15 protein-coding genes and 1 pseudogene are annotated in these 22,043 nt (G+C 73.1%); 6 read left to right on the top strand and 10 right to left on the bottom strand.

Annotated features, from left to right (window positions below; all coding sequences use genetic code 11):
* The first annotated feature begins 26 nt into the window (after positions 1 to 26).
* Both ABZ939_RS16045 and ABZ939_RS16050 read left to right on the top strand, forming a co-directional pair.
* A complete protein-coding gene (locus ABZ939_RS16045; protein WP_361854381.1) occupies positions 27 to 647 on the top strand; it encodes an L-threonylcarbamoyladenylate synthase in 621 nt (206 codons plus the stop codon).
* 29 nt (positions 648 to 676) lie between these two features.
* The gene (locus tag ABZ939_RS16050) at positions 677 to 1,306 is read left to right on the top strand and encodes a DUF4232 domain-containing protein (protein ID WP_361854384.1); all 630 of its coding nucleotides are present in this window, start codon (positions 677 to 679) and stop codon (positions 1,304 to 1,306) included.
* Between the two features lie 67 nt (positions 1,307 to 1,373).
* Here ABZ939_RS16050 and ABZ939_RS16055 read toward each other — a convergent pair whose 3' ends face one another.
* The 4 genes from ABZ939_RS16055 to ABZ939_RS16070 all read right to left on the bottom strand — a co-directional run bounded on the left by ABZ939_RS16055 (position 1,374) and on the right by ABZ939_RS16070 (position 8,118).
* Positions 1,374 to 3,026, bottom strand: coding sequence for an FAD-dependent oxidoreductase (locus tag ABZ939_RS16055; protein WP_361854387.1), 1,653 nt, complete (start codon positions 3,024 to 3,026; stop codon positions 1,374 to 1,376).
* Between the two features lie 53 nt (positions 3,027 to 3,079).
* On the bottom strand, positions 3,080 to 3,994 hold the full coding sequence (locus ABZ939_RS16060; RefSeq protein ID WP_361854390.1) for a diiron oxygenase: 915 nt from the start codon (positions 3,992 to 3,994) through the stop codon (positions 3,080 to 3,082).
* A gap of 193 nt (positions 3,995 to 4,187) precedes the next feature.
* Positions 4,188 to 7,094 (bottom strand): LuxR C-terminal-related transcriptional regulator, encoded by a 2,907-nt coding sequence (locus ABZ939_RS16065; protein WP_361854393.1) that lies wholly within the window; start codon positions 7,092 to 7,094, stop codon positions 4,188 to 4,190.
* A 157-nt stretch (positions 7,095 to 7,251) separates the two neighbouring features.
* A complete protein-coding gene (locus tag ABZ939_RS16070) occupies positions 7,252 to 8,118 on the bottom strand; it encodes an alpha/beta hydrolase (protein ID WP_361854396.1) in 867 nt (288 codons plus the stop codon).
* Between the two features lie 339 nt (positions 8,119 to 8,457).
* Here ABZ939_RS16070 and ABZ939_RS16075 point away from each other — a divergent pair, with 339 nt between their 5' ends.
* Positions 8,458 to 9,261: an N-formylglutamate amidohydrolase gene (locus ABZ939_RS16075; RefSeq protein ID WP_361854399.1), complete on the top strand. Its 804-nt coding sequence runs from the start codon at positions 8,458 to 8,460 to the stop codon at positions 9,259 to 9,261.
* 4 nt (positions 9,262 to 9,265) lie between these two features.
* Here ABZ939_RS16075 and ABZ939_RS16080 read toward each other — a convergent pair whose 3' ends face one another.
* Complete coding sequence (locus ABZ939_RS16080; RefSeq protein ID WP_361854402.1) at positions 9,266 to 11,098, bottom strand: serine/threonine-protein kinase; 1,833 nt, start codon at positions 11,096 to 11,098, stop codon at positions 9,266 to 9,268.
* Between the two features lie 93 nt (positions 11,099 to 11,191).
* Positions 11,192 to 12,256 (bottom strand): AI-2E family transporter, encoded by a 1,065-nt coding sequence (locus ABZ939_RS16085; RefSeq protein WP_361854405.1) that lies wholly within the window; start codon positions 12,254 to 12,256, stop codon positions 11,192 to 11,194.
* A 163-nt stretch (positions 12,257 to 12,419) separates the two neighbouring features.
* On the opposite strand from ABZ939_RS16085, the gene ABZ939_RS16090 reads away from it, so the two are divergent.
* Complete coding sequence (locus tag ABZ939_RS16090) at positions 12,420 to 13,274, top strand: DMT family transporter (protein WP_361854408.1); 855 nt, start codon at positions 12,420 to 12,422, stop codon at positions 13,272 to 13,274.
* The gene (locus ABZ939_RS16095) at positions 13,271 to 14,467 is read left to right on the top strand and encodes an MFS transporter (protein WP_361854411.1); all 1,197 of its coding nucleotides are present in this window, start codon (positions 13,271 to 13,273) and stop codon (positions 14,465 to 14,467) included. Before ABZ939_RS16090 ends, ABZ939_RS16095 begins: the two co-directional genes overlap by 4 nt.
* Here the strand turns inward: ABZ939_RS16095 and ABZ939_RS16100 are convergent.
* Both ABZ939_RS16100 and ABZ939_RS16105 read right to left on the bottom strand, forming a co-directional pair.
* On the bottom strand, positions 14,422 to 14,931 hold the full coding sequence (locus ABZ939_RS16100; RefSeq protein WP_361854414.1) for a molybdopterin-dependent oxidoreductase: 510 nt from the start codon (positions 14,929 to 14,931) through the stop codon (positions 14,422 to 14,424). The genes ABZ939_RS16095 and ABZ939_RS16100 overlap by 46 nt on opposite strands.
* A 147-nt stretch (positions 14,932 to 15,078) precedes the next feature.
* Positions 15,079 to 15,480, bottom strand: a pseudogene (locus ABZ939_RS16105) (molybdopterin cofactor-binding domain-containing protein); the annotation flags it as partial.
* Between the two features lie 220 nt (positions 15,481 to 15,700).
* Here ABZ939_RS16105 and ABZ939_RS16110 point away from each other — a divergent pair.
* Entirely contained in the window at positions 15,701 to 16,819 is a 1,119-nt protein-coding gene (locus ABZ939_RS16110; protein ID WP_361854417.1) for a hypothetical protein, read from the top strand.
* A gap of 1 nt (position 16,820) precedes the next feature.
* Here ABZ939_RS16110 and ABZ939_RS16115 read toward each other — a convergent pair whose 3' ends face one another.
* Entirely contained in the window at positions 16,821 to 19,652 is a 2,832-nt protein-coding gene (locus tag ABZ939_RS16115; protein ID WP_361854598.1) for an NHLP bacteriocin export ABC transporter permease/ATPase subunit, read from the bottom strand.
* Between the two features lie 151 nt (positions 19,653 to 19,803).
* The gene (locus ABZ939_RS16120; RefSeq protein WP_361854601.1) at positions 19,804 to 21,921 is read right to left on the bottom strand and encodes an NHLP family bacteriocin export ABC transporter peptidase/permease/ATPase subunit; all 2,118 of its coding nucleotides are present in this window, start codon (positions 21,919 to 21,921) and stop codon (positions 19,804 to 19,806) included.
* Positions 21,922 to 22,043 lie beyond the last annotated feature (122 nt).

The following is a 22,043-nucleotide window of genomic DNA, read 5'->3' on the forward strand; positions in this document are numbered from 1 at the left end:
CCCCGCCGGGAACCTAGACTGCCCGCATGGCGAAGTACTTCGACGTACACCCCGAGAACCCCCAGCGGCGCACCATCAGCAGCGTGGCGGACAGCATCCGCTCCGACGCGCTCGTCGCATACCCCACGGACTCCTGCTACGCCCTGGGATGCCGGCTCGGCAGCCGCGACGGCATCAGCCGGATCCGCTCGATCCGCGAGCTCGACGACCGTCACCACTTCACCCTGGTGTGCCAGAACTTCGCGCAGCTCGGCCAGTTCGTCCACATCGACAACGATGTGTTCCGCGCGATCAAGGCGGCCACGCCCGGCAGTTACACCTTCATCCTCCCCGCGACGAAGGAGGTGCCCCGGCAGATGCAGCACCCCAAGAAGAAGACGGTCGGTGTCCGCATCCCCGACCACGCCGTCACCCAGGCCCTCCTCGCCGAACTCGGCGAACCGCTCCTGTCCAGCACGCTGCTGCTGCCGGGCGAGGACGAGCCGTTGACCCAGGGCTGGGAGATCAAGGAACGGCTCGACCACCTGGTGGACGCCGTGGTCGACTCGGGGGACTGCGGTACGGACCCGACGACCGTCGTCGACTTCTCCAGCGGCGAGCCCGAGATCGTCCGGCGCGGGGCGGGCGACACCATGCGGTTCGAATAGCCCGCGGACCGGCGTGTGATGATCACGGCATGACCGTCATACCTGCTGTCCGGTACGGGCTGACCGTGGCGGCGCTGGCCGTCCTGACCACCGGGTGCGGCCTCGCGGCCGAACTCGAACGGGAGGCCGACCCCGAGCGGACCGGGGCGCACCCGAAGCCGAAGGCCTCGGCCACCGGCGCGCCGCCGCCGGCCGTGGCGGCGACGCCGGCTCCCACGACCCCGCAGGGCTGCCCGGCCACCGGCGTCACGGTGTCGACCGGTATGGTGAACGCCGCCATGGGGCTGCGCGCCATGCCCGTGACGCTCACCAACTGCGGAGCGCGCGAGCAGCGGTTGAACGGTTATCCGGACGTACGGGTGCGGGACGTGAACCGCGCGCGCATGGACGTCACGGTCCTCAAGGGCCCGGAACCGATCACCACGCTCGACGACCCGGGCCCGCATCCGGTGACGCTGAAGCCGGGCGAGTCCGCGCGCAGCGTGTTCGTCTGGCGCTACTCGGCCGTCGACGCGGCGAGCCGGTCGGGGAGCGGCGTGTACGTGGAGATCGGCCCGGACGCCGGCGCGGACCGGCAGACGGTGGAGCCGGAGGGCGGCCTGGACATCGGCGACACGGGCCTCCTCGGCACGACGGCATGGCAGAAGGTCACGGACTGAGCGTCGCCCGTGCGGTCACCGACCGTGCCCCGCCCGTGCGGTCACCGACCGCGCCCTGCCCGTGCGGTCACCGGCCGAGTCGTAGGCGGCGGGCTCCCCTTGCCGCGGCGACCAGCTCCGGCACGGTGCCGAGTTTGACCCGCGGGCGGCCGGCGTCGCGGCCCCGTGCCAGCTCGGCCCGGTCGATGGCGGCGAGCCCCCGGGCGTCGACGACATGGCGGCCGCGACGGCGTACGAGACGCTCGAACGCCTTGCCCGTACCCGACGGCGCGGGCAGGGAGCCCGCGACGGCGTCGGCCAGGAGCGTGCCGATCGTCTCGGCGGCGCACGTGCGGTTCGCGCCGATGCCACCCGAGGGGCCGCGCTTGATCCAGCCGACGACGTACGCGCCGGGCATACCGGCCACCCGCCCGCCCTCGTGCGGCACGGTGCCGGTCGCCTCGTCGAAGGGCAGACCCGGCACCGCCACACCGCGGTAGCCGACCGCCCGCAGCACCAGACCCGCAGGGATCTCCCGCTCCTCCGAACCCTCCGTCACCCGCGAGCCCCGCACGGCGTCGTCGCCGAGCACGGCCACCGGCGCGGAGTGGAACCGGAGCACGATGCGCCGCTCCGGCCCCGGCGGACGCGACCAGTCCACGCTCTCCCGGGCCACCGCCCGGAGCAGTGCGGCCTTCTCCCGCGGCTCCGCGCCGTCGATCGCCGCACCGGTCCGCGGATCGTGGTCGTCGACGACCAGCCGCACACCGGGCAGATGGGTGAGCGCGAGCAGTTCGGACGCGGTGTACGCGGCGTCCTCCGGGCCGCGCCGCCCGAGCAGCACCACCTCGCGCACCTTCGACGCGCGCAGGGCCGCGAGGGCGTGGTCGGCGATGTCGGTGCCGGCCAGCGCCTCCGGATCCATGACGAGGATGCGGGCGACATCGAGGGCGACGTTGCCGTTGCCGACCACGACGACCCGCTCGGCCGACAGGTCGATCGCGTCCGGTGCGGCCTCGGGGTGGGCGTTGTACCAGGACACGAACGCCGTCGCCGAGAGGCTGCCCGCGAGGTCCTCGCCGGGGATGCCGAGCCGCCGGTCGGTGGAGGCGCCCACCGCGTAGACCACCGCGTCGTGGTGCGCGGCGAGCTCCTCGGCGGTGACGTCCTTGCCGACCTCGACCCCCAGGTGCATCCGGACCCGGGGGTGGCTGTGGAAGCGGGCGAAGGTCTCGCCGACCTTCTTGGTCGATGGGTGGTCCGGCGCCACGCCGTACCGGACGAGACCGCCGGCCACCGGCAGCCGGTCGACCAGGGTCACCTCGGCGTTGGTGTTGAGGAGCAGATCCTCGGCGGCGTACATCCCCGCCGGTCCCGTGCCGACGACCGCGACCCGGATCGGCGCGAAGTCGGACGGCAGGCTGCGCTCGAACGTCGGCGCGCCCCAGGCGTGGAAGTTCGGCCCCGTGGCGGCCGGTTCGGGCTCCCGGTCGGCGAAGTAGGCGGCGTTGACGGCCTCGTACTCCCGCTGCGCCGGGGAGAGGCTGTCCACCGGGAAGATCGCGTCGACGGGGCAGGCGTCGGCGCAGGCGCCGCAGTCGATGCAGGCCTTCGGGTCGATGTGAAGCATCTCCGTACTGCCGAACGCCCGCTCCTCGGGCGTCGGGTGGATGCAGTTGACGGGGCAGACGGCAACGCAGGTGGCGTCGCTGCAGCACGTCTGGGTGATGGCGTAGGTCATGTCGTCGGCTCAGCTCGGCTCGGCGGGGCGGCGGGTCTGCGGTTCGGCGCGGGTCAGATGAGGTGGGCGCGCTTGTAGAAGAAGAGCGCCGGCCCGGTGAGGAGGCGGGCGGAGGCCAGGAACTCCATGAGGCCCGCGCAGCTGGACCGCATCAGCGACCGGTGGTGCTCGTTCGCCCGCGCCTCGGTGAGGGCCCGCCGCGTGTCGAGGCCGGCGTTCGCGTAGACGTCGCGGTTCACCATGCTGGTGACGATGAAGTACGAGGCGATGGCGATCACGAACGCGTTGAGCTGCCGGCGCAGCGGGCCCGCGTGCCGCAGTCGCTTGCGGGTCTCGTCGCGGGCGAACTTCATGTGCCGCGACTCCTCGACGACATGGATGTTGTTGATGGTGCGGACGAAGGGCACGACCCGCTCGTCCCGCATCCAGTCCCGCTGCATGACGTCCAGGACCTCCTCGGCGACCAGGATCGCCGCGTAGGCCGCCTCGCCGAAGGCGAGCGTCTTGAAGGCGCGGCCCAGTTCGACGACCGCCCGGCGGGGGCGGTAGGCCGGGGCGCCGAGCTTCGCGGCGCCGCGGGCGAACATGATCGAGTGCCGGCACTCGTCGGCGATCTCGGTGAGCGCCCACTGGAACCGCGGGGACGTCGGGTCCTTGGCGTAGATGTCCCGCAGCACCATCTGCTGCAGGATCATCTCGAACCAGATGCCCGTACTGGCCACCGACGCGGCCTCCTGGCGCGTCAGCTCCTTGCGCTGGGCGTCGGTCAGTTCGTTCCAGTACGCCGTACCGTACAGCGTGCTCCACTCGGGGCTCGCACCGTGGAAGTCCTTGTCCAGAGGGGTCTCCCAGTCCACCTCCACGACCGGGTCGTACGACAGCTTCGCGGCCGAGTCGAGCAGGCGCCGGGCGACGTCCTGCCCGGCGCGCCGGTCCTGGCTCTCCGGCCGAACGGTGCTGCTTGCCATGGTGCGGCTCCTTGAATCGAGAGAGATCGACGCCACCCACGCTTGTTAGACGCAGCGTCTAGCAAGCTGTTAGACGGAACGTATAACAAGAGCCTCGTGCGGGCCTACCCCCGTGCGGGAAATCCACGCGAACTCTCCACGCCCACCCGCCCCCGTGCGCCCCTTCGCCCTCGCCCGCCCGTTCGCGCGCGCCTCATGGGGCGACGCGGGGCCATGCGTTGTCGTCGTCCACCCGGCTGAGCGCACGCGAGAGTTCGACCCGGGACCGGACGCCCAGCCGGGCGAAGACGTTCCGCAGATGGTGGTCGACCGTCCGCGGGCTGATGGAGAGCCGGTCCGCGATCTCCCGGTTGGTCGCACCCTCCGCGGCGAACCGCGCGATGCGCAGCTGCTGCGGGGTCAGGCCGTCCGCCGTCACCGGCGAACGGGGAGCGCCGATCGCTCCGCCGGTGGCTCTGAGCTCCGCCCTGGCCTGGTCGGCCCAGATCTCGGCGGCCGCCCGCTCGAAGGTGACCAGGGCGTCGCTCAGCTGGGCACGGGCCTCCAGCGGACGTCTGCGCCGCCGAAGCCATTTGCCGTACGACAGCAGGGTCCGGGCGCGCTCGAAGTCGCTGCCGGACTCGTCGTGGTGCCGCATCGCCTCCCCGTACCAGTGCGCGGCCTCCTCCGGCCCCGCCAGCACCGCCCGGCAGCGGGCCAGTTGGGCGGCCGCGTGCGGGTCCACCCCTCCCGCCGCCCAGGCGGCGAACTCCTCCGCCGCGGCCCGTGCGTCACCCGTCCGGCCCGCCGCTTCGGCCGCCTCGACGTAGCAGGGCACGGCGAGCATACGCAGGGCGAAATGCCCGCTCCGGGGCCCCGGGCCCACGAGTTGGGCGAGACGGGCCGAAGCCTGGGCGGCGAGGCCCCGGGCCAGATCCGCGCGGGCCAGCGCCCATTCGGCGAGGGTGATCGCCTGCGCGAGCCCGTGCGGCCGGGCGCGTTCGAGGGCCTTCTCCGCATGCTCCTCGACCGCGTCCGGGCGGCCGGTGACCGACGCGACGAGGGCGAGTACGGCGTGCTGGTGGGCCTCCATGTTGCGCTGCCCGGTCAGCCGGGACGCCTGGAGGGCCTCCCTGGCGTGCGCCCCCGCGCGAGCGTGGCGACCGGCCCGGAGTTCGGCATAGGCCAGGTACTCCAGCACGCGTGGCACGAGGGCCGTACGGCGCTCCGCCCTCACCACCGCCAGGGCGCGGCCATGGACGCGCGCCGCCGAGGCCAGGTCCCCGAGCACCAGCGCCGCCGAGCCGGCCCGGAGCAGGATCCTGGGGTCGTCGGCCACTCCGTCGCGCGCGACCACGCGCGCCAGCGGAGCACGTGCCTCGGGCAGTCGGGCGGCGAGCGCCGCGCGCATGCCGTCGAGGAAGTCCCGCTCCGCTCCCGCCGAGTCGCCATGGTGGCGCTCGCCGGCCTCGGCGCTGTCGCCCGGGTCGTCTCCGTCCCCCAGGGCGATCAGGCAGGCCACCGGGTCGCCGGCCGCCCAGGCGGCCTCCATGGCCAGGAGGCGCGCGTCCGCGGCCTCGGCCGGGGCGTCGGCCTGGAGCAGCGCGGCGGCCAGGAGCAGAGCCTGGTGGGCGTCGGCGACCGGCCCGTCGGCGAGCGCGGTGAGTCCGCGTGCGAGCTCCGCCCGTCCCCGCACCACATCGGTCCGGGCGTGGACGTCCTCGGGGGCGCGGAAGCGGTTCGCCCGGTGCCGCAGTCCGGGAAGCGGCGGGAACGCCTGCGCGGCCGGCGCCCGCCCCCTGCCGGTGCGGCCGTCGCTCACGCTCGCGGTACGGGGGGTGGGCGCCGTCGATCTCCCGACAGGAGGGCTGTCGGGGTGCGCGCCACGCTTCGGGCGGGAGGACTCGGCCGGTCGCAGGGCGCGGCCGGGCGGGTCGTTCTTCCGACGGGGTGCGGGGAGGGGCGGCGGGCCGTCGTCCTGCGGCACGGTGAACAGGGCACGTGTCGAACGCCGCCACGCGCCGGGTGTCGTGGCGAGCACGGCGCGTCGGAGGAACGGGTCCGCGAAGCGGACGGCTGTGCGGGTCGTCTTGAGCAGTCCGTCCGCGATCAGGCTGTCGAGCGCCTCGGGCGACGTGCGGGCGGCGCGGGCGGCGGCGAGGACGGCGGAGGTCTCGACCGCTCGTCCGCGAGGATCCGCCCGCCACCGGTCCGCGTCGGACCCGCCCCATTCGGAAGCGTCCTGCTCCGGCCCGTCCACCCACACCACGCCCTCGCCCGAGGCGCCCGAGGCGTCCGGGGCCTCCGGCGGGCCGTCGCCCGCGACCGCCACCAGGGCGAGCAGCCGCCTGCACTCCACGGGCAGGGAGTCCAGGAGCTTGCCGTAGACGTCGCTGAGCACGCCCCCGTCGGTCAACGAGTACGGCAGGGGTTCCGCGCCCGCGAGTTGAGCCCGGGACAGGCGCCGGGTCGCCGCGGCCAGGATGCCGGGGTGGCCCTCCGCCTCCCGGAGCAGACGCTCCCGCACGGGCGCCGCCGCCGGTAGCGGGCACAGGTCGTCCAGCAGCGCGCTCGACGCGGACCGGTCGAGGCGTTCCAGGCGCAGGACGGTCGCCCCCCGCACGGCCGGTGGGCGGTGGTGACGGGCGTACGAGACGATCCAGCCCACGCCCCTGCCCGGCAGCCCGCCGTCGGGGCCCCACGCCGAGGCGAGTGCGGCACGGGAGTGGGCGTCCCACAGGTGGTGGTCGTCGACGCACAGCAGCAGGCGCCCTCCGGGCGAGAGCCGGGAGAGCGCCTTCGCGAGACCGCCCGGGCCGCGCGCGGTCCGCAGTGAGTGCCGCACCTCCGCGGGCGTGCTCCCGAAGGCGGACAGCAACGCCCGAACTCCGCTCCATGGGACGCGGTTCCCGGCCGGTGCGGGCACCAGGTGCGCCGCCCCGTCGAAGTCCCGGACGGCCTGGGTGAGGAGCGCCGTGCGCCCCATGCCCGGGCTGCCGGTGACCAGGAGTACGCCGCCGGAACCCGCGTACACACGGGCCGACAGAGCGGCCACGGCGGCGAGTTCGGTCGTTCGGTCGTGCAGCCGCGACGAAGCGGCCGCGCCCGTCCCTCCACTCACGGGCGCCACGTTACTGCTCCGTAGATTTGCCGGGAAGAGCCCGCGCGCCGACGCCCCACGGGCTACGGAGTCGGGCGCGGGCCCCGGTGTTGGGGCGTGGCCCAGGCAGGGGGGCCACGCCCTGTGGGCGAGCACAAGGGCGTGGCCCCCGGGAGCCTCAGGAGCCGTGCGGGCAGGTACCGCGGTACTCCTCGATCGTCAGGCTCGGCCGCGGGACCGGGCAGAGGAACTGCTCGTAGCGGGTGTCGTCGTCGATGAAGCGCTTGAGCCAGGAGACGCTGTACTTCGCGATCGTCGTGTTGGAGCTGTTCGGCGTGAAGTGGCTGGCGTTGTTGAGCTCCAGGTACGCCTTGTCGAGAGAGCTCGGCAGGCTCTCGTAGAACGGCTCCGAGTGGGTGGCGACGGGCGCGACCGTGTCACCGTCCGCACCGATGACGAGCGTCGGTGTCGCGATCTCGGGCCAGGTCTTGTCCGTGTTCCAGCCGGTCAGCGGGATGGCGGCCCGGAGAGAAGGCCGGCTCTTCGCCGCCTCCAGGCTGCCGCCGCCGCCCATCGAGTGACCCATCACCCCGAGTCGGGTGCTGTCGATGCGGCCCCGGACCGCGCTGCGCTCGGTCAGGTGGTCGAGCGCGGCGACGAGTTGCCGGCCCCGGCTCGCGGGCTGGTCCGCCGTCGTGATGGTGTCGATGGTGAAGACCACGAAGCCCTGCGAGGCCAGGCGCGGCCCGAGCCAGGCGATGGACGACTGGGTGGCGGTGAAGCCGGGCGAGATCGCCACCGCCCCGAACGTGCCGTCGGCGGTCGACGTCGGGTAGTAGATGGTGCCGCCGCCGAAGCCGGTGACGGCCAGGGAGGAGACGCTGGTCTCGGCGACGGAGTACGGGCCGCGCAGCGCCTCGATGCTCGCGGTGGTCGGGGCGGGGCCCCTCTCGTAGGGGTTGTCGGCGGCCTGGGCACCGGGCGCGACGAGTACGGTGAGACAGCAGACGGCGGCCGCTGCGGCTGCGGTGAAGTGTCGTTTCACGACGGAGTCGTCCTCTCGTGTCGTGTACGGATCCGGCCGGCCGGGGCCGTCGCGGAGCCGTGGAGTGACTGGTTCGGCCACTGTCCGGGCGCCGCGGGACCGAGGCATCGGCAGAACCACCGGTCACGCACGGGTGGTTGACATCCCACTCGGCCGTCGGCCCGGGGCGTCTGGGACAGGGTCGAGATCTCGGCCGGCGCCTGACATGACGCGGGCCTGCCCCGGGGTCGGCGCGTCGACCCCGGGCAGGCCCGCTGCGACGGGCGCGCGGCGGCGCCTGCATGCTCGTACCTGCGCCCGAGAAACCTCGGGGGCGAACCGCACCGCTGGGACAGACGGATGACCGACGCATCACCTTCCTTCCACCTCCTCCCCGGGGACCCCGACTCCCCGGTGCTCCTCCATGTGCCGCACTCCTCCCGCGCGTTGCCCCCGGGCGTGCGCGACGGCATCGTGCTCGGCGACGAGGAACTCGAACGCGAACTGGACCACATCACCGACTCCCACACGGAGCGGATCGCCGACCTGGCCACGAGAGCGGCGGGCGTGACCCCCTGGCGGTTCGTCAACAAGCTCTCGCGGCTGGTCGTCGACCCGGAGCGCTTCCCGGACGAACGGGAGGAGATGACCGCCGTCGGCATGGGCGCGGTGTACACACGGACCACGCACCGCGCCGAGCTGCGGCCGGACGGTTTCGACGCCCGGCCGCTCCTGGAGCGGTACTTCGCGCCGTACGCGCGGGCCATGACCGCCGCCGTCGCCGATCGCCTGGCGGCCGTGGGCAGCGCCGTGATCATCGACGTGCACTCGTACCCGACCGAGCCCCTGCCGTACGAGCTGCACGGCGACGGTCCGCGCCCGCCGATCTGCCTGGGCACCGACAGCCACCACACGCCGCCCGCACTGCTGGAGGCGGCGCGTGCGGCGTTCGCAGGCTTCGGCGGAGTCGGCACGGACAGCCCCTTCGCGGGTACGTACGTGCCGCTGGAGCACTACGGCCGGGACACACGCGTCAGGGCCCTGATGGTCGAGATCCGCCGCGACGTCTACATGAAGGAGCCCGGCGGCCCCGCCGGGCCGGGTCTCGACGCACTCGCCGCGGCTCTGGCGGAGCTGGTCGACGCGGCGGGGAACACCGACTGAGACCTCAGCCCGAGGAGGCCACGGCGTTGCGCCAGACCGTCAGGTCCAGGGTCATGTACTTGCTGGGGGAGTCCTCGGCCGAGAAGCCCCGGACCGTGACGAGGCCCATGTGCCCCGTGCCGGTCGTGACGCAGACCTGACGCCCGGGCGACAGCATCTTCACGTCGACGTTCTCGGTGTAGCGGGTGTCCGCGCGGCAGGCGGCGAGCGACCCCTCCTGCCCCGCGTCGAGCAGGACGAGGCTCCCGCCCGAGCTCTCCGCGTCGAGATAGCCGCCGGTGTCGTAGGAGAGTTCGTACCCACCGTCCTCACCGTCCTGAGGCCGGACTGAGTCGTCCCCGAGCGTCAGGTGGTACCCGGCGGTGAGGTTGATGCCCTTGAACTCGGCGGGCTTCGGCTGCGGCTTGGTGCTGGGGGTGGTACTCGGCTTGGCCCCGGCGTCCGTGCTCCCGCCGCCCTGCCCGCCCTGCGAGGAGCTACCGCCCTGCGTCGAACCGCTGCCCTGCGTCTGCTGATCCTTGGTCTTGAGCAGCATGTACGCCGTGCCACCCGCGGCGATGCCGAAGACCAGCGCGGCGGCGAGGGCGACGATCGGACCCCGCTTGCGCGGGGCCGCCGGCGGCCGGAAGCCGGGCGGCACGGGCCCGCCGGGGAACCGCGGGGCCTGCGCGGCGGCGTGCGTCGGGGCGTAGGCGTAACCGGGAGCCGGGGTCGGCGCCGGTCCCGGGGCGCCGGGAGCCGGGGTGGCGTACGCGGTCGGGGGGTAGCCCGGAGGCGGGGTGGCGGGCGCCGTGGGGTGGTGGGCGGGGGCCGGAGCGGCGTGCGCGGTGGGGGTGTAGCCGGTGGGCGGCGGGGTCGCCGGGGCCGTGGGCGTGTAGCCCGGAGGCGGCGGAGTCCGGTCGGCGGCGGGAGCGGGAGCCGCCGTACGTACGGTGATGTCGGCGGCCACCGTGCCCGGCAACCAGTCCTCGGGGCGCCGCAGCACCGTCTCGGCGTTCGCGGACTGGCACAGGCTGATGATCTCGGCGACCGAGGGCCTCGCGCCCGGGTCCTTGGCGAGCGCGCGGCCGACCAGCTCCCTCAACCGCTCGGGGACCTGGCTGAGATCGGGGTCCTGGTGGACGATCCGGTACAGGACGCCGTGCCCGGTCCCCTCGCCGAACGCCGGCACCCCCGTGGCCGCGTACGCCGCGACCTGGCCGAGCGCGAAGATGTCGGTGGCCGGGGTGATCCGGCCGCCCTCCGCCTGCTCCGGAGCCATGAACGTCGGGGTGCCGATGGTGACGCCGCTGCCCGTGAGAGAGGTCGCGTCGGCGGCGTAGGCGATGCCGAAGTCGATGACGCGGGGCCCGTCGGCTGCGAGCAGCACGTTGGACGGTTTGAGGTCGCGGTGCACGATGCCCGCGCCGTGGATGACGTGCAGGGCCTCGGCCATGCCGGCGACGAGCAGGAGGACCGTCTCCGCGGGCAACGCGCCATGGGCGACGACGGCGTCGGCCAGCGACGGCCCGGGCACGTACGCGGTCGCGAGCCAGGGCCGCGGGCCGTCGGTGTCGGCATCGATGACGGGTGCGGTGAACAGCCCCTGCACGCGCTGCGCCGACTTCACCTCCTGCGCGAACCGGCGCCGGAACTCGGGATCGTCACCGAACTCGGACCGGATCACCTTGATGGCGACGGGGCGCCCGCCGGGCGTGTACGACAGGTACACCTTGCCCATGCCGCCGGCGCCCAGTCTCGCGGCCAGCCGGTAGCCGGCGACGGTGGTCGGGTCGTCCCCGGCCAGCGGCTGGAAAATCTGGGAAGAACCGCCACGGCCGGGCTGCTGACCACTCATCAACTCATGTCTCCCACACAGAACCCCGTTGTCGACCGGCACCCTACCCAAACCGGGGCCGTCGCCGCCCCTCGTCCGAGGCACGAAGAGGTCTCACCCCGCGGTCTCCTCCCGGGAGGCGCGCAGCGCCGTGCGGACCGACCAGATCACCGACACCAGCGGCACGGCGACCACGGCACCCACGATGCCCGCCGCGATCGTCCCCGCGATCACCGAGATCGCGACCACCAGGGGGTGCAGCCGTACGGCCCAGCTCATGACGAGCGGATGCAGCAGATGTCCCTCGATCTGGCCGATGACCACGATCAGGGCGACCACGATCGCCGCCACCAGCGGACCCTGCGACGCGAGCGCGACGACGGCGGCCACCGCGAGTGCGATCGGTGAGCCGATCAGCGGGACGAAGGCGGCCAGGAACTCCAGCAGCGCCAGCGGGACCGCCAGCGGCACCCCGAGCAGCCACAGCGCGAGACCGACGAGGATCGCGTTCACCGCCGCCACCAGCACGATGCCGTGGGTGTAGCCCGTGAAGGTCCGCCAGGCCGCACGTCCGCCGAGCGCCACCCGGCCCCGCACGCTCGGCGGCAACTGTTCCTGGAGCCAGTCCCACTGCCGGTCGCCGGAGTGGATGAAGAACACCGAGCAGAACAGGGCCAGGGCCAGCGTGGTGAGCACCGCCACCAGACGGTGCGCCCCGCTCAGCGCCTCGCTGACCAGCGTGGACCGGTGGCTCGACAGGTACTGGCCGATCTTGCCCTGGACGTCGGACAGCGCGTCCGGGTTCACCCGGAACGGCGGCCGCTCCAGCCAGTCCTCGATCCGGTCGATGCCCTCCCGGAACTCGCGTACCAGCGTCGTCCGCTCACCGTCCACCGCCTCCCCGACCAGCGCCAGCACCCCGAGGAGGAGCGCGATGCTGCCGAGGAGGGTGAGGGCGACCGCCAGCGGCCGGGGCAGCCCCCGGGCGACCACATCGGCGACCGGGCGCAGCAGCGCGGTGACCACCAGGCCGAGGAACAGCGCCACCCCGATCTCGTGGAAGCGCCCGAGCAGCGCGAACACGCTGTACACCGCGGCTCCGACGACGAGCAGCCGCCATGCGTAGGCGGCGGCGGTACGGAGGAACGGGACCACCTGCGGAGGTCTGCCTGGCTGCATGGCCAACGACGTACCACCACGGACTCGGCGGACCACGCCCGCGTCCCCACATTCGCCCGAGATCGGTGTGCCGGGGGTCCGGACGGGCGAATACCCGGGGAACCACGGCCCCCGGCCGGTGTCGTCGCGGCGGCCTTCGCCCCGCGCCGGTGAGTATCGGGGGATGGGCATCGTCCTGCCGGTCCTGTTCGCGGTGTTCGCCGCGTTCAGCAATGCGCTCGCCACGGTGCTGCAACGCCGCGCCGCGCTCACCGTTCCCCAGTCCGACTCGTTCCGGCCCGGCCTGATCCTCGATCTGCTGCGGCGCCCGCTCTGGCTGGCGGGCATCCTCGCGGTGATCGCCGCCGGGGTCGGGCAGGCGGCGGCCCTGGCGACCGGTGCGCTGTCGCTCGTACAGCCGCTGTTCGTGCTCGAACTGCCGCTCGCGCTGCTGATCGCGTCGCTCATGACACGGGAGCGCTTGCCCGGGGGGCTGTGGTTGGCCGTGGCCGGGGTGGTGCTGGGGCTCGGGGTCGCGCTCGTGGCGGCTTCGCCGACCGGGAACCGTACGCATGTGGAGCTGGACCGATGGATCCCGGCGCTCGTGGTGAGCGCCGCCGCGGTGGTGGTGCTCGCGGCGGCCGGACTGCGGAAGCCACCCGGCCGCGCCCGCGCCGGATGCCTCGGCGGCGCCACGGCGATCTGTTACGCGCTCACCGCGTCCCTGATGAAGGCCTCCATGCACATCCTCGACGAGGGCGGCCTGAGCGCGTTCCTGACGTCCTGGCAGACGTACGCCTTCGGCGTGACCGGGATCGGGGCGCTTCTGCTGCTCGAACACGCCATGCAGGGCGGGCCGCTCGTCGCCTCGCAACCTGCGCTGACCCTGGGGGACGCCACGGTGAGCCTCATGCTGGGCGTCCTGCTGTACGAGGAGCACGTACGAGGCGGGTGGTGGCTCGTGCCGGAGGTGGTGGGCGTCGGCCTGATCGTCTTCGGCGTGTTCGCGCTGGCACGGGGCGGGGTGAGCACGGCGTGACGGCCCCTCACCGCCGCCTCGGCTACGGGGCGGCGGCAGCGGTCTTCGCCATCGGCATGGCCGGCACGACGCTGCCGACACCGCTGTACGGGCTGTACCGCGAAGAACTCGGCTTCTCCGAGCTGATGGTGACGGTGATCTTCGCCAGCTACGCCGTGGGCGTGATCGCCACCCTGCTGCTGGTCGGCAACTACTCGGACGAGGCGGGGCGCCGTCCCGTGCTCCTGATCGCGCTGGGCCTGGCCGCCGCGAGCGCGGTGTGCTTCCTCCTGGAGGGCGGTCTGCCGCTCCTCTTCGCAGGACGGCTGCTGTCGGGTTTCTCGGCCGGGCTACTGAGCGGGGCGGGCACGGTCACCGTCCTCGAGCTGGCGAGACCGGAGCGGAAGTCACGCGCGGGCTTCGCCGCGACCGCCGCGAACATGGGCGGCCTCGGCTGCGGACCCCTGCTGTCCGGACTGCTGGCCGAGTACGCCCCGATGCCGCTGTCCCTGCCGTTCCTGACCCACCTCGGGCTGGTGTGCGTGGCCTGCGTCATCGTCCTGCTCCTGCCGGAGACGGTCGCCCATGCCCGTTTCGGGAGCCGGCCCAGGCCCCAGGGCCTGTACGTACCGCCCGAGGTACGCGCCGTCTTCACCCCCTCGGCGCTCGCCGCCTTCGCCGGGTTCGCGCTCCTCGGCCTCTTCACGGCGGTCGCGCCGAGCTTCGTCGCCCAGACCCTCGACATCACCAACCTGGCCGTCTCGGGCCTCGTCGTCTTCTCGGTGTTCCTCGCCTCGACCGTGGGCCAGTCGCTGACGGGGAAGCTGCCGGTGAGCGCCGCGCTGCCGCTCGGCTGCCTGGTCCTGGTCCTCGGCCTCCTGCTCGTCGGCGCCTCCCTCTGGGTGGAGACCCTGCCCCTTCTGGTGGCCGGCGCGGTCTGCGGCGGGCTCGGCCAGGGGCTCTCCTTCCGTGCCGGGCTGACCGCCGTCGGCGCCGCGGCCCCGCCCGCGCACCGGGCGGCGACGGTCTCCTCGTTCTTCGTCGTCGCCTACACGGGCATCTCCCTGCCGGTCGTGGGCGTGGGCGCGTTGACGATGTGGGTGGGTCTGGACGCGGCCGGGCTGATCTTCACCGCCTGCGTCACGGTGCTCGCCGCGACCACCGGCCTCTACCTGGCCCGCCGCCCCGCCGGCCGGGAGCCCGTGGGCAGGTAGGCGCCGATCCAGATCCTGGTGACGGCGCTGATGTACCGCGCGCCGCAGCGGTCGGAGGGAACGACGAGCTGGGCGCCGGTCGCGTCGAGGTCGACGTCGTCCATGCGCGTCGCGGGGAGCATGGGCGTGTCGCCGAAGTCGGCGTCGATCTCCGCCCACGACAGCACGGCGTGGTGGCCGTCCCCGCCGCTCACCGCCAGCAGGAAGCGGGAGCGTTCCTTGCGCCGCGCGGGGTCGAAGCCGGGGAGGGTGCCACCGACCACCTCGCGCAACAGGGGGCCTTCGAAGGTGTGATGCTGCGGGCCTGCGGTGGCGCAGTCGAAGACGACGTCCGCACGGTGCTGCTGCCAGTCGCGGCGCAGGTCCGCCACGGTCAGCGTGGCGGGCCGGGCCACGTCCCCGTACACCTCGAAGGCTCCGGTGCGCGCGGTGCCCGGGCGGTGCGGCGTGCTGAGTCGGCTCATCGGGTCCCCCTCAAGGACGGAGTGTGCGGCGACTGCGCCCAGTGCTACCCGACCTCCGCCCCGGGGAATCGTGCTTGCGAGGCAAATGCGGCCTCCTCCTGTGCGATTGTGAGCTTGCCACGAGAGATCCGTACGCATCTTCCAGTTTCATGCACCAAGAGCGGGGGGCTCCGCGACGGGGCGGCGGGTGTGCCGGTCGAGGGCGAGCCATACGCGGTCGCGCGTCACCGGCAGCTCGGTGAAGCGGATGCCCGTGGCGTCGCGCAGGGCGTTCGCGAGGGCGGGGGCGACCGGGTTGAAGGGGCTCTCGCTCATCGACTTGGCGCCGAGCGGGCCGATCGCGTCCGTGGTCTCCGTGAAGTGGACCTCGGTGCGCGGGACATCTGCGTACTGCGGCAGCCGGTAGCGGCGGAAGGCGGCAGTCGTCACCTGGCCGCGCTCGTCCACCCGTACGTTCTCGAAGAGTGTCGCGCCGAGCGCCTGGGCGACTCCGCCCTCGACCTGGCCACGGCACTCCATCGGGTTCATCACCTTGCCCGCGTCGGCGGCGCGCACCTTCCGGGGGCACCGCGACGGGGTGCTGCGTGTCCGCTTCGGCGCCGACGCCCGCTCCGCGGTGTCCGTCGACGGGGACGAGGCGCGGTGATGGACCTGGGATCTGTCTGGGACGTTCACAGCGACACCCCTGCTGAGCGTCCGCCGCCGGCACGGCGACCTCGACCGGCACGGGCGACGGGCGAAGACGCTCCTCGCCGCGGCCCGGGAAGCGATGGCAGCCGGCCGCCACCCCGAGGCACTCGAACTCCTCGAACGGGCCCGGGCCGTGCCCGGCCACGAGCGCACCCCGGAGGTGATGGACGCGTGGCGAGCCCTGGGGGCGGCGACGGTCCGTGCGGGGCTGCGCTCCGTCACACCCGTACGCACTTTCCCCGGCGCCCTGTCCGGAGTGTCGGTGGCGATCTCCGCGGACGGACGGCGCGTCGCCGGCGGGGGAGAGGAGGTCCGTCTGTGGGACGCCACGAACGGGACGCGACTCAAGGAGTGGGAGGCCGCGTCGGGCGCGGCTGTCGCGCTCAGTGCCGACGGGCGGCGGGTGATGGCGAGCGGGGGCGGCAGGATCGTCATGTGGTCCGAGCCGCACGGCCATTGGCCGGTCCGCCTGGAGACCCGGAAGCCCGACGGCCGGTGGGGTCCGCCGGGCATCGGAGCGCGAGGGGACCGCGCCGCGGTGTCCTTCGGCGCCGACGGGATGCTCGCCCTGGGCATCTGCGGCGACAACAGCCTGCGGATATGGGACCTGACCAGCGGGCACTGCGTGCGGACCCTGACGGGGCACGGGACCTGGTGCAACGAGGTGTGGCTGAGCCCCGACGCACGGCGCGCGGTCTGGGGCGGAGCCGACGGGGAGGTGCGGGTGTGGGACGTCGACGCCGGTACGTCTCTCAGCATCCCGCACGAGGGAGCGTGGATCGACTCGGTCTGCCTCGGTGCGGACGGCCGCCACGTGCTGTGCGCCGGGGACCACCGGGGCCGCACGCTCTGGCTGTTGGACGCCGCCACCGGCGCGTTCGTCCGGTCCTTCGACGACGTGGACGACATCTCGCCGAACGGCACCTCGGCCGACGAGGACAGGTCCGGTCAGGTCCTGATGGCCCGGCTGACCTCCGACGGCCGGTTCGCGGTCTCCGCCGAACAGGACGGAGCGGTTCGCTTCTGGGAGACGGCCACAGGTCGCCTCCTTCGGACCCTCGACGCCCATGCGGACGAGGTCCAGGGCATCGCGCTGACCCCGGGCGACCGCTGTCTGCTGTCCGGGAGCACGGACGGGACCCTGCGCCTGTGGGAACTCGACTGGGATCTCGCGAGCGGCACCGGGGCCGGCGGGTGACTCAGCGCAGTTGGCGGCGGACCAGTTCGTGGAACAGACCGCCCGTGTCGGCGAGCAGCTCGGCGGGCGGGCCCTGCTGGACGATCCGGCCGTCCGCCATGGCGATCACACGGTCGGCGTCCATGATCGTGGACAGGCGGTGGGCGATCACGACGCGGGTCGCGTTCAGGGCGCGGGTGGATTCGATCACCACGCGCTGGGCCTCGTTGTCCAGCGCGCTGGTGGCCTCGTCGAAGAAGAGGACGCGGGGCCTGCGGATCAGGGCCTGGGCGATCATCAGCCGCTGACGCTGACCGCCCGAGATGGTGCCACCGCCGTCCGACAGCATGGTGTGCAACCCCATCGGCATCGCCTTGATGTCCTCGGCCAGGCCTGCCATCGCGGCGGCCGCCCACACGTCCTCGAGCGGAAACGTCTCGGTGCCGCAGATGCAGTCCAGGATGGAGCCCGAGAACGGCTGGGCGTTCTGCAGGACGACACCGCACTGGCGCCGCACGGCCGCCTGGTCGAGCGCCGCCAGGTCCTGACCGTCGTACCGCACGCTGCCGGACACCGGCTTGTCGAAACCGATGAGCAGTCTCAGGAGCGTCGACTTGCCGCAGCCGCTGGCACCCACGATCGCGACGAACTCGCCCTGCCGAACCTGGAAACTGACGTCGTCGAGGACCAGCGGACCGTCGTCGCTGTACCGGTAGGAGAGGTTCTGGGCCTCGACGGCGCCGCTCAGCTCGCCCGGAGGGGTGCTGGATCCGCGTACCTCGGGGGTCTCCCGGAAGACCGGCTTGACCTGCTCGAACATCGGCTGCACGGCGGCGGCCGACAGGAGCGCACCGGTCAGCTGTGTGACCGAGGACAGCATCATCGTCACCGCGGTGCTGAAGGTGAGGAACTCACTCGCGGACATGGAGCCCCGGGCAGGTCCTGCCAGCAGCATGAACATCACGAGGGTGCACAGCGGCAGACAGACCGCGTTGAGCACGGTGACGACGTTCTTGAGCCGGCCGACCCTCTGTTGCAGCTCACGGGTGCGGGCGAACTCGCCGGCCCACGCGGCGTAGGCGAAGCTCTCGGCCGCGGCGACGCGCAGCTTGGGCAGGCCCCGCAGGGTCTGGAACGCCTGGTTGTTGAGCTTGTTGCCGAGTTTGATCAGCTGTCGCTGGTAGCGCAGCTGCCACAGCCCGAGCCCCAGGAAGACCGCCGCGATGACGAGCAGCATGGCGAGTGCGACCAGCGCGAGCGGCACGCTGTAGACGAGCAGCAGGACCAGGTTCATCGTGCCGACGGTGCCCGCCTGGACGACGACCGGGCCGATGCCGGACAGTACCCGGCGGATGGCGCTGATGCCCATGGCCGCACTGGCCAGTTCACCGGTGGAGCGGCCCGCGAAGAACCTCGTCGGCAGCCGGAGCAACCGGTCCCACACCGCGGGCTGCAACGTGGCCTCGATCCGGCCCTCCATGCGCAGGATGGAGATGTTCTGCAACAGCATGAAGGCGGCGGACACCACGCTGGTCGCGACGATCGCGACCGCGGTCTGCACGATGAGGCCGTTCTCGGCGTTGGGTACGTACTCGCCGAGCACCTTGCCGGTGGCGATGGGCACCAGCGAACCCAGGCCGACCGCGACCAGCCCGCCCAGCAGCAGACTCCGCAGCTCCGCGCGGGTGCCCCGCACACTGAACCGCAGAAGCGCCGCCAGGCCCAGCGGCCGGTCGGGCAGCGGCCGGTAGAGCATCACGGCGCGCGGTTCGAAGGACGCCTCGTTGGCCCTGCCGATGCGCTCCCGCTCGCCCGTGGCGGGGTCTACGGCCTCGTACCGGCCGCGCCGCCAGAGCAGGGCGACCGGGGCCGCGTCCTCCTCGCGGTGGCCGACGAGGGGCCCGCCGTACTCCCGCCACCACGTGCCGCCGAGCTTGACGACACGGGTGCGGATCCGCGAGGCGAGCGCGATGCGCTCGACCGGGTCGAGACGGGCGGACGCGGTGCCCGCCTCGGTCGGTTCGGAGAGCGTGATGCGGGCCTCGTCGGCGACCAGACGGCACACGGCGTACGTCGCGTCGTCGCTCGCGCGACGCCTTGGACCGCCGCCGGAGGAGCGGGAGCGGCCGATGGAGTCGAGCAGTGCCTGGTCCGCCTGCGTACGGGCGGCCTCGCCGGCCTCGATCCCGGCCGCCGTCCGGTCCTCGTGGGCGCGCTCGAGCTGCTCGATCCAGGCGTCCAGTGCGTACAGCAGCCGGTACTGCTGGTCGACCATGCCGTGCCACATCGTCTGGTCGACGAGCAGGGTGCCGACGGTGTCGTCCTCGTACCCGCCGTACCCCTCGTACGCCGCGCCGTACTGCACGCTGCCGGGGGTGATCTGCATCCAGAGGATGTCGTCGTCGGCCCCGCCCCCGCCGGTGGTGGCGCGGCCGTCAAGCGGTGCCTGGTACAGCACGCGCAGACCGCGGCCGATGCCGAGCGCGAAGGCGTTCTCCAAGGGGCTCAGCTGGGGCGGGACGGCGCCGTACTGCCCCTGCTCGCCGTACCACTGGCTCGCCGCCCACTGGTTCGTGTCCCACTGGTCGCCGTACTCCTGCCGGTACAGCTCGCGCAGCTCGACGCGGCGCAGCAGACAGCCCTGCAGCGGGCGGCCGATGAGGGTGTGCTCGGGGCCCTCGACCGGGCCGAGCAGCAGCGTGCCCGCCTCCAGCCGGCCGAGGAAGTGCCAGGGGCCGAGCTGTGCGCTGTCGACGGCGAACAGGTCCAGGGCGCCGTCGACGACGAGCCACAGCACGTGCGGGCCTTCGAGCGAGATGCTGCGTACGCCGGTGCAGTCGACCGCCGAGCCCAGTCCGCCGAGCGCCGCGACGACCGGGTCGTGGGCGCCTGCGCAGTGCTGTCCGCCGGTGACGACCGTCGCGCCGTGGCCGGCGGCCGTCGTGTCCTGCCCGGGGACCGCCGGGTGGTGGCCCTGGACCGTGGGGTGGTGAGGGAACGTCACCTCAGTGCTCCTTGACCAGTTCGGCGTACGGCCCCTGCGCCGCGACCAGGTACTCGTGTCGCCCGCGCTCCACGACCGTGCCCCGGTCGAGCACGACGATCTCGTCGCTGTCGCGGACCGTGCTCAGCCGGTGGGCGATGACCACGCAGGCGCAGCCACGGCGCCGCAGGTTGTCGATGATGATCTGTTCCGTCGCCGCGTCCAGGGCGCTGGTCACCTCGTCGAGGACCATGACACTGGGCCGGCGCACCAGAGCCCTGGCGATCTCCAGGCGCTGGCGCTGGCCGCCGGAGAAGTTGCGGCCGTCCTGCTCCACGCGGCTGTGGATGCCGCCGGGGCGCCGGGCGACCACGTCGTACACGGCGGCGTCCTCCAGGGCGGCGACCACGGCCTCGTCCGGAATCGAGGGGTCCCACAGCGCGACGTTGTCGCGGACCGTGCCCTCGAACAGGAAGACGTCCTGGTCGACGAAGGAGACGGAGGCGGCCAGCGCGCTGCGCGGGATGTCCTCGAGTCGCATTCCGTCGATGCGGATGGCGCCCTCCCAAGGGGCGTACAGGCCGGATATCAGCCGGGAGACGGTGGACTTCCCGCTGCCGGAGCCGCCGACCAGCGCGACCTGCTGCCCGGGGCCGACCGAGAGCGAGAAGTTCGTCAACAGCGGGGCGTCCAGGGGGCTGTAGCCGAAGGTGATGTCGTCCAGCTCCACATGGCCCTTGAGACGGCGGGTGCGGGCGGCGGGCTCGCGCCGGGTGTAGAGCGGGTCGACGGGGAAGTTCTCCACGTCCTTGAGACGGGCGACGTCGGCGGCGAAGTCCTGGATCCGCCCCGCCACTCCGTTGAGACGGGTGATCGGCGCGGTGAAGCTGGTCACCAGCGCCTGGAAGGCCACGAGCAGACCGACGGTGAGATGTCCCTCCACCGCGCGCAGACCGCCGATCATCAGGATCAGCGCGCTGTTGAGCGCGGCCAGGGTGGGCGCGACGACCGCCAGCCACGCGCTGGGCACACCCAGCCGCTGCTGGACGTCGAGGGTGGTCGCGTGCTGCCCGGCCCAGCGCCGGAAGAAGCCGTTCTCGCCGCCGGTGGCCTTCATCGTCTCGATGAGCTGAAGACCGCTGTACGAGGTGTTGGTGAGCCGGGCGCTCTCGGCGCGCAGCTTCTGGGTGTTGGTGGCCCGCAGATGGATCACGATCCGCATGGCCACCACGTTGAGCAGCGCGATCAGCACGCCGACGACCGTGAGCTGCGGGTCGTACGTCCACAGCAGCACCGCGTAGAGCAGGACGACCACGGCGTCCACGCCCGCTGCGGCCAGGTCGCGGGCGAGGGTCTCGGCGACCGCGTCGTTGGACTGAAGGCGCTGGACCAGGTCGGCCGGGTTGCGCTGGGCGTAGAAGGTGATGGGAAGTCTGAGCAGGTGCCGCAGGAAGCGGGCGCTGCCCAGGGTGGAGGAGATGATCCGCCCGCGCAGCAGATTGGCCTGCTGCACCGCGGTGAGCGTCGCGGTGAGAACGAGGGTGGTCGCCATCGCCGCGAAGAGGACGCCCAGCAGGGAGGTCTGGCTCCCGATGAGGAACATGTCGATGTACGTACGGCTCAGCGCGGGCACCCACGCGCCGACGGCCACCAGCAGGAGGCTGGAGATCACGGCGGCCGCCATCGTGCCCGACGTGCCGCGCAGGCGGGCCGGCATGGCGCTCATGACACCCGGCTTGCGCCCGCCGCGGCGGAAACCCGCACCGGGCTCGAAGGTGAGCACGATGCCGGTGAAACTGGTGTCGAACTCCTCCATGGGCACGAACCGGCGGCCCTTGCCCGGGTCGTTGACGTACACGCCCCTGCGGCCGAAGCGCCGGCCCATGCCGTCGTAGACGACGTAGTGGTTGAACTCCCAGAACAGGATGGCCGGGGCGCTGACCTCGGCCAGGGCGGCCAGGTCCATCTGCATGCCCTTGGCCTGGAGCCCGTAACTGCGCGCTGCCTTGAGGAGGTTGCTCGCCCGTGACCCGTCGCGGGAGACGCCGCAGGCGATCCGCAGCTCCTCCAGGGGGACGAAGCGGTCGTAGTGGCCGAGCACCATGGCCAGGGCGGCGGCGCCGCACTCCACCGCCTCCATCTGCAGCACGGTGGGGGTGCGGACGGTCCTGGGCTTCCTGCCCTTGGGAGCGGGGCGGTGACGGCGCCCGGCGGGCGGGAGCCGGCGGGCCGACGAGCGCGAGCGGGCGCGGGTCCCGGCGG

This window comes from Streptomyces sp. NPDC046712 (genome assembly GCF_040645695.1).
GTDB lineage: Bacteria > Actinomycetota > Actinomycetes > Streptomycetales > Streptomycetaceae > Streptomyces.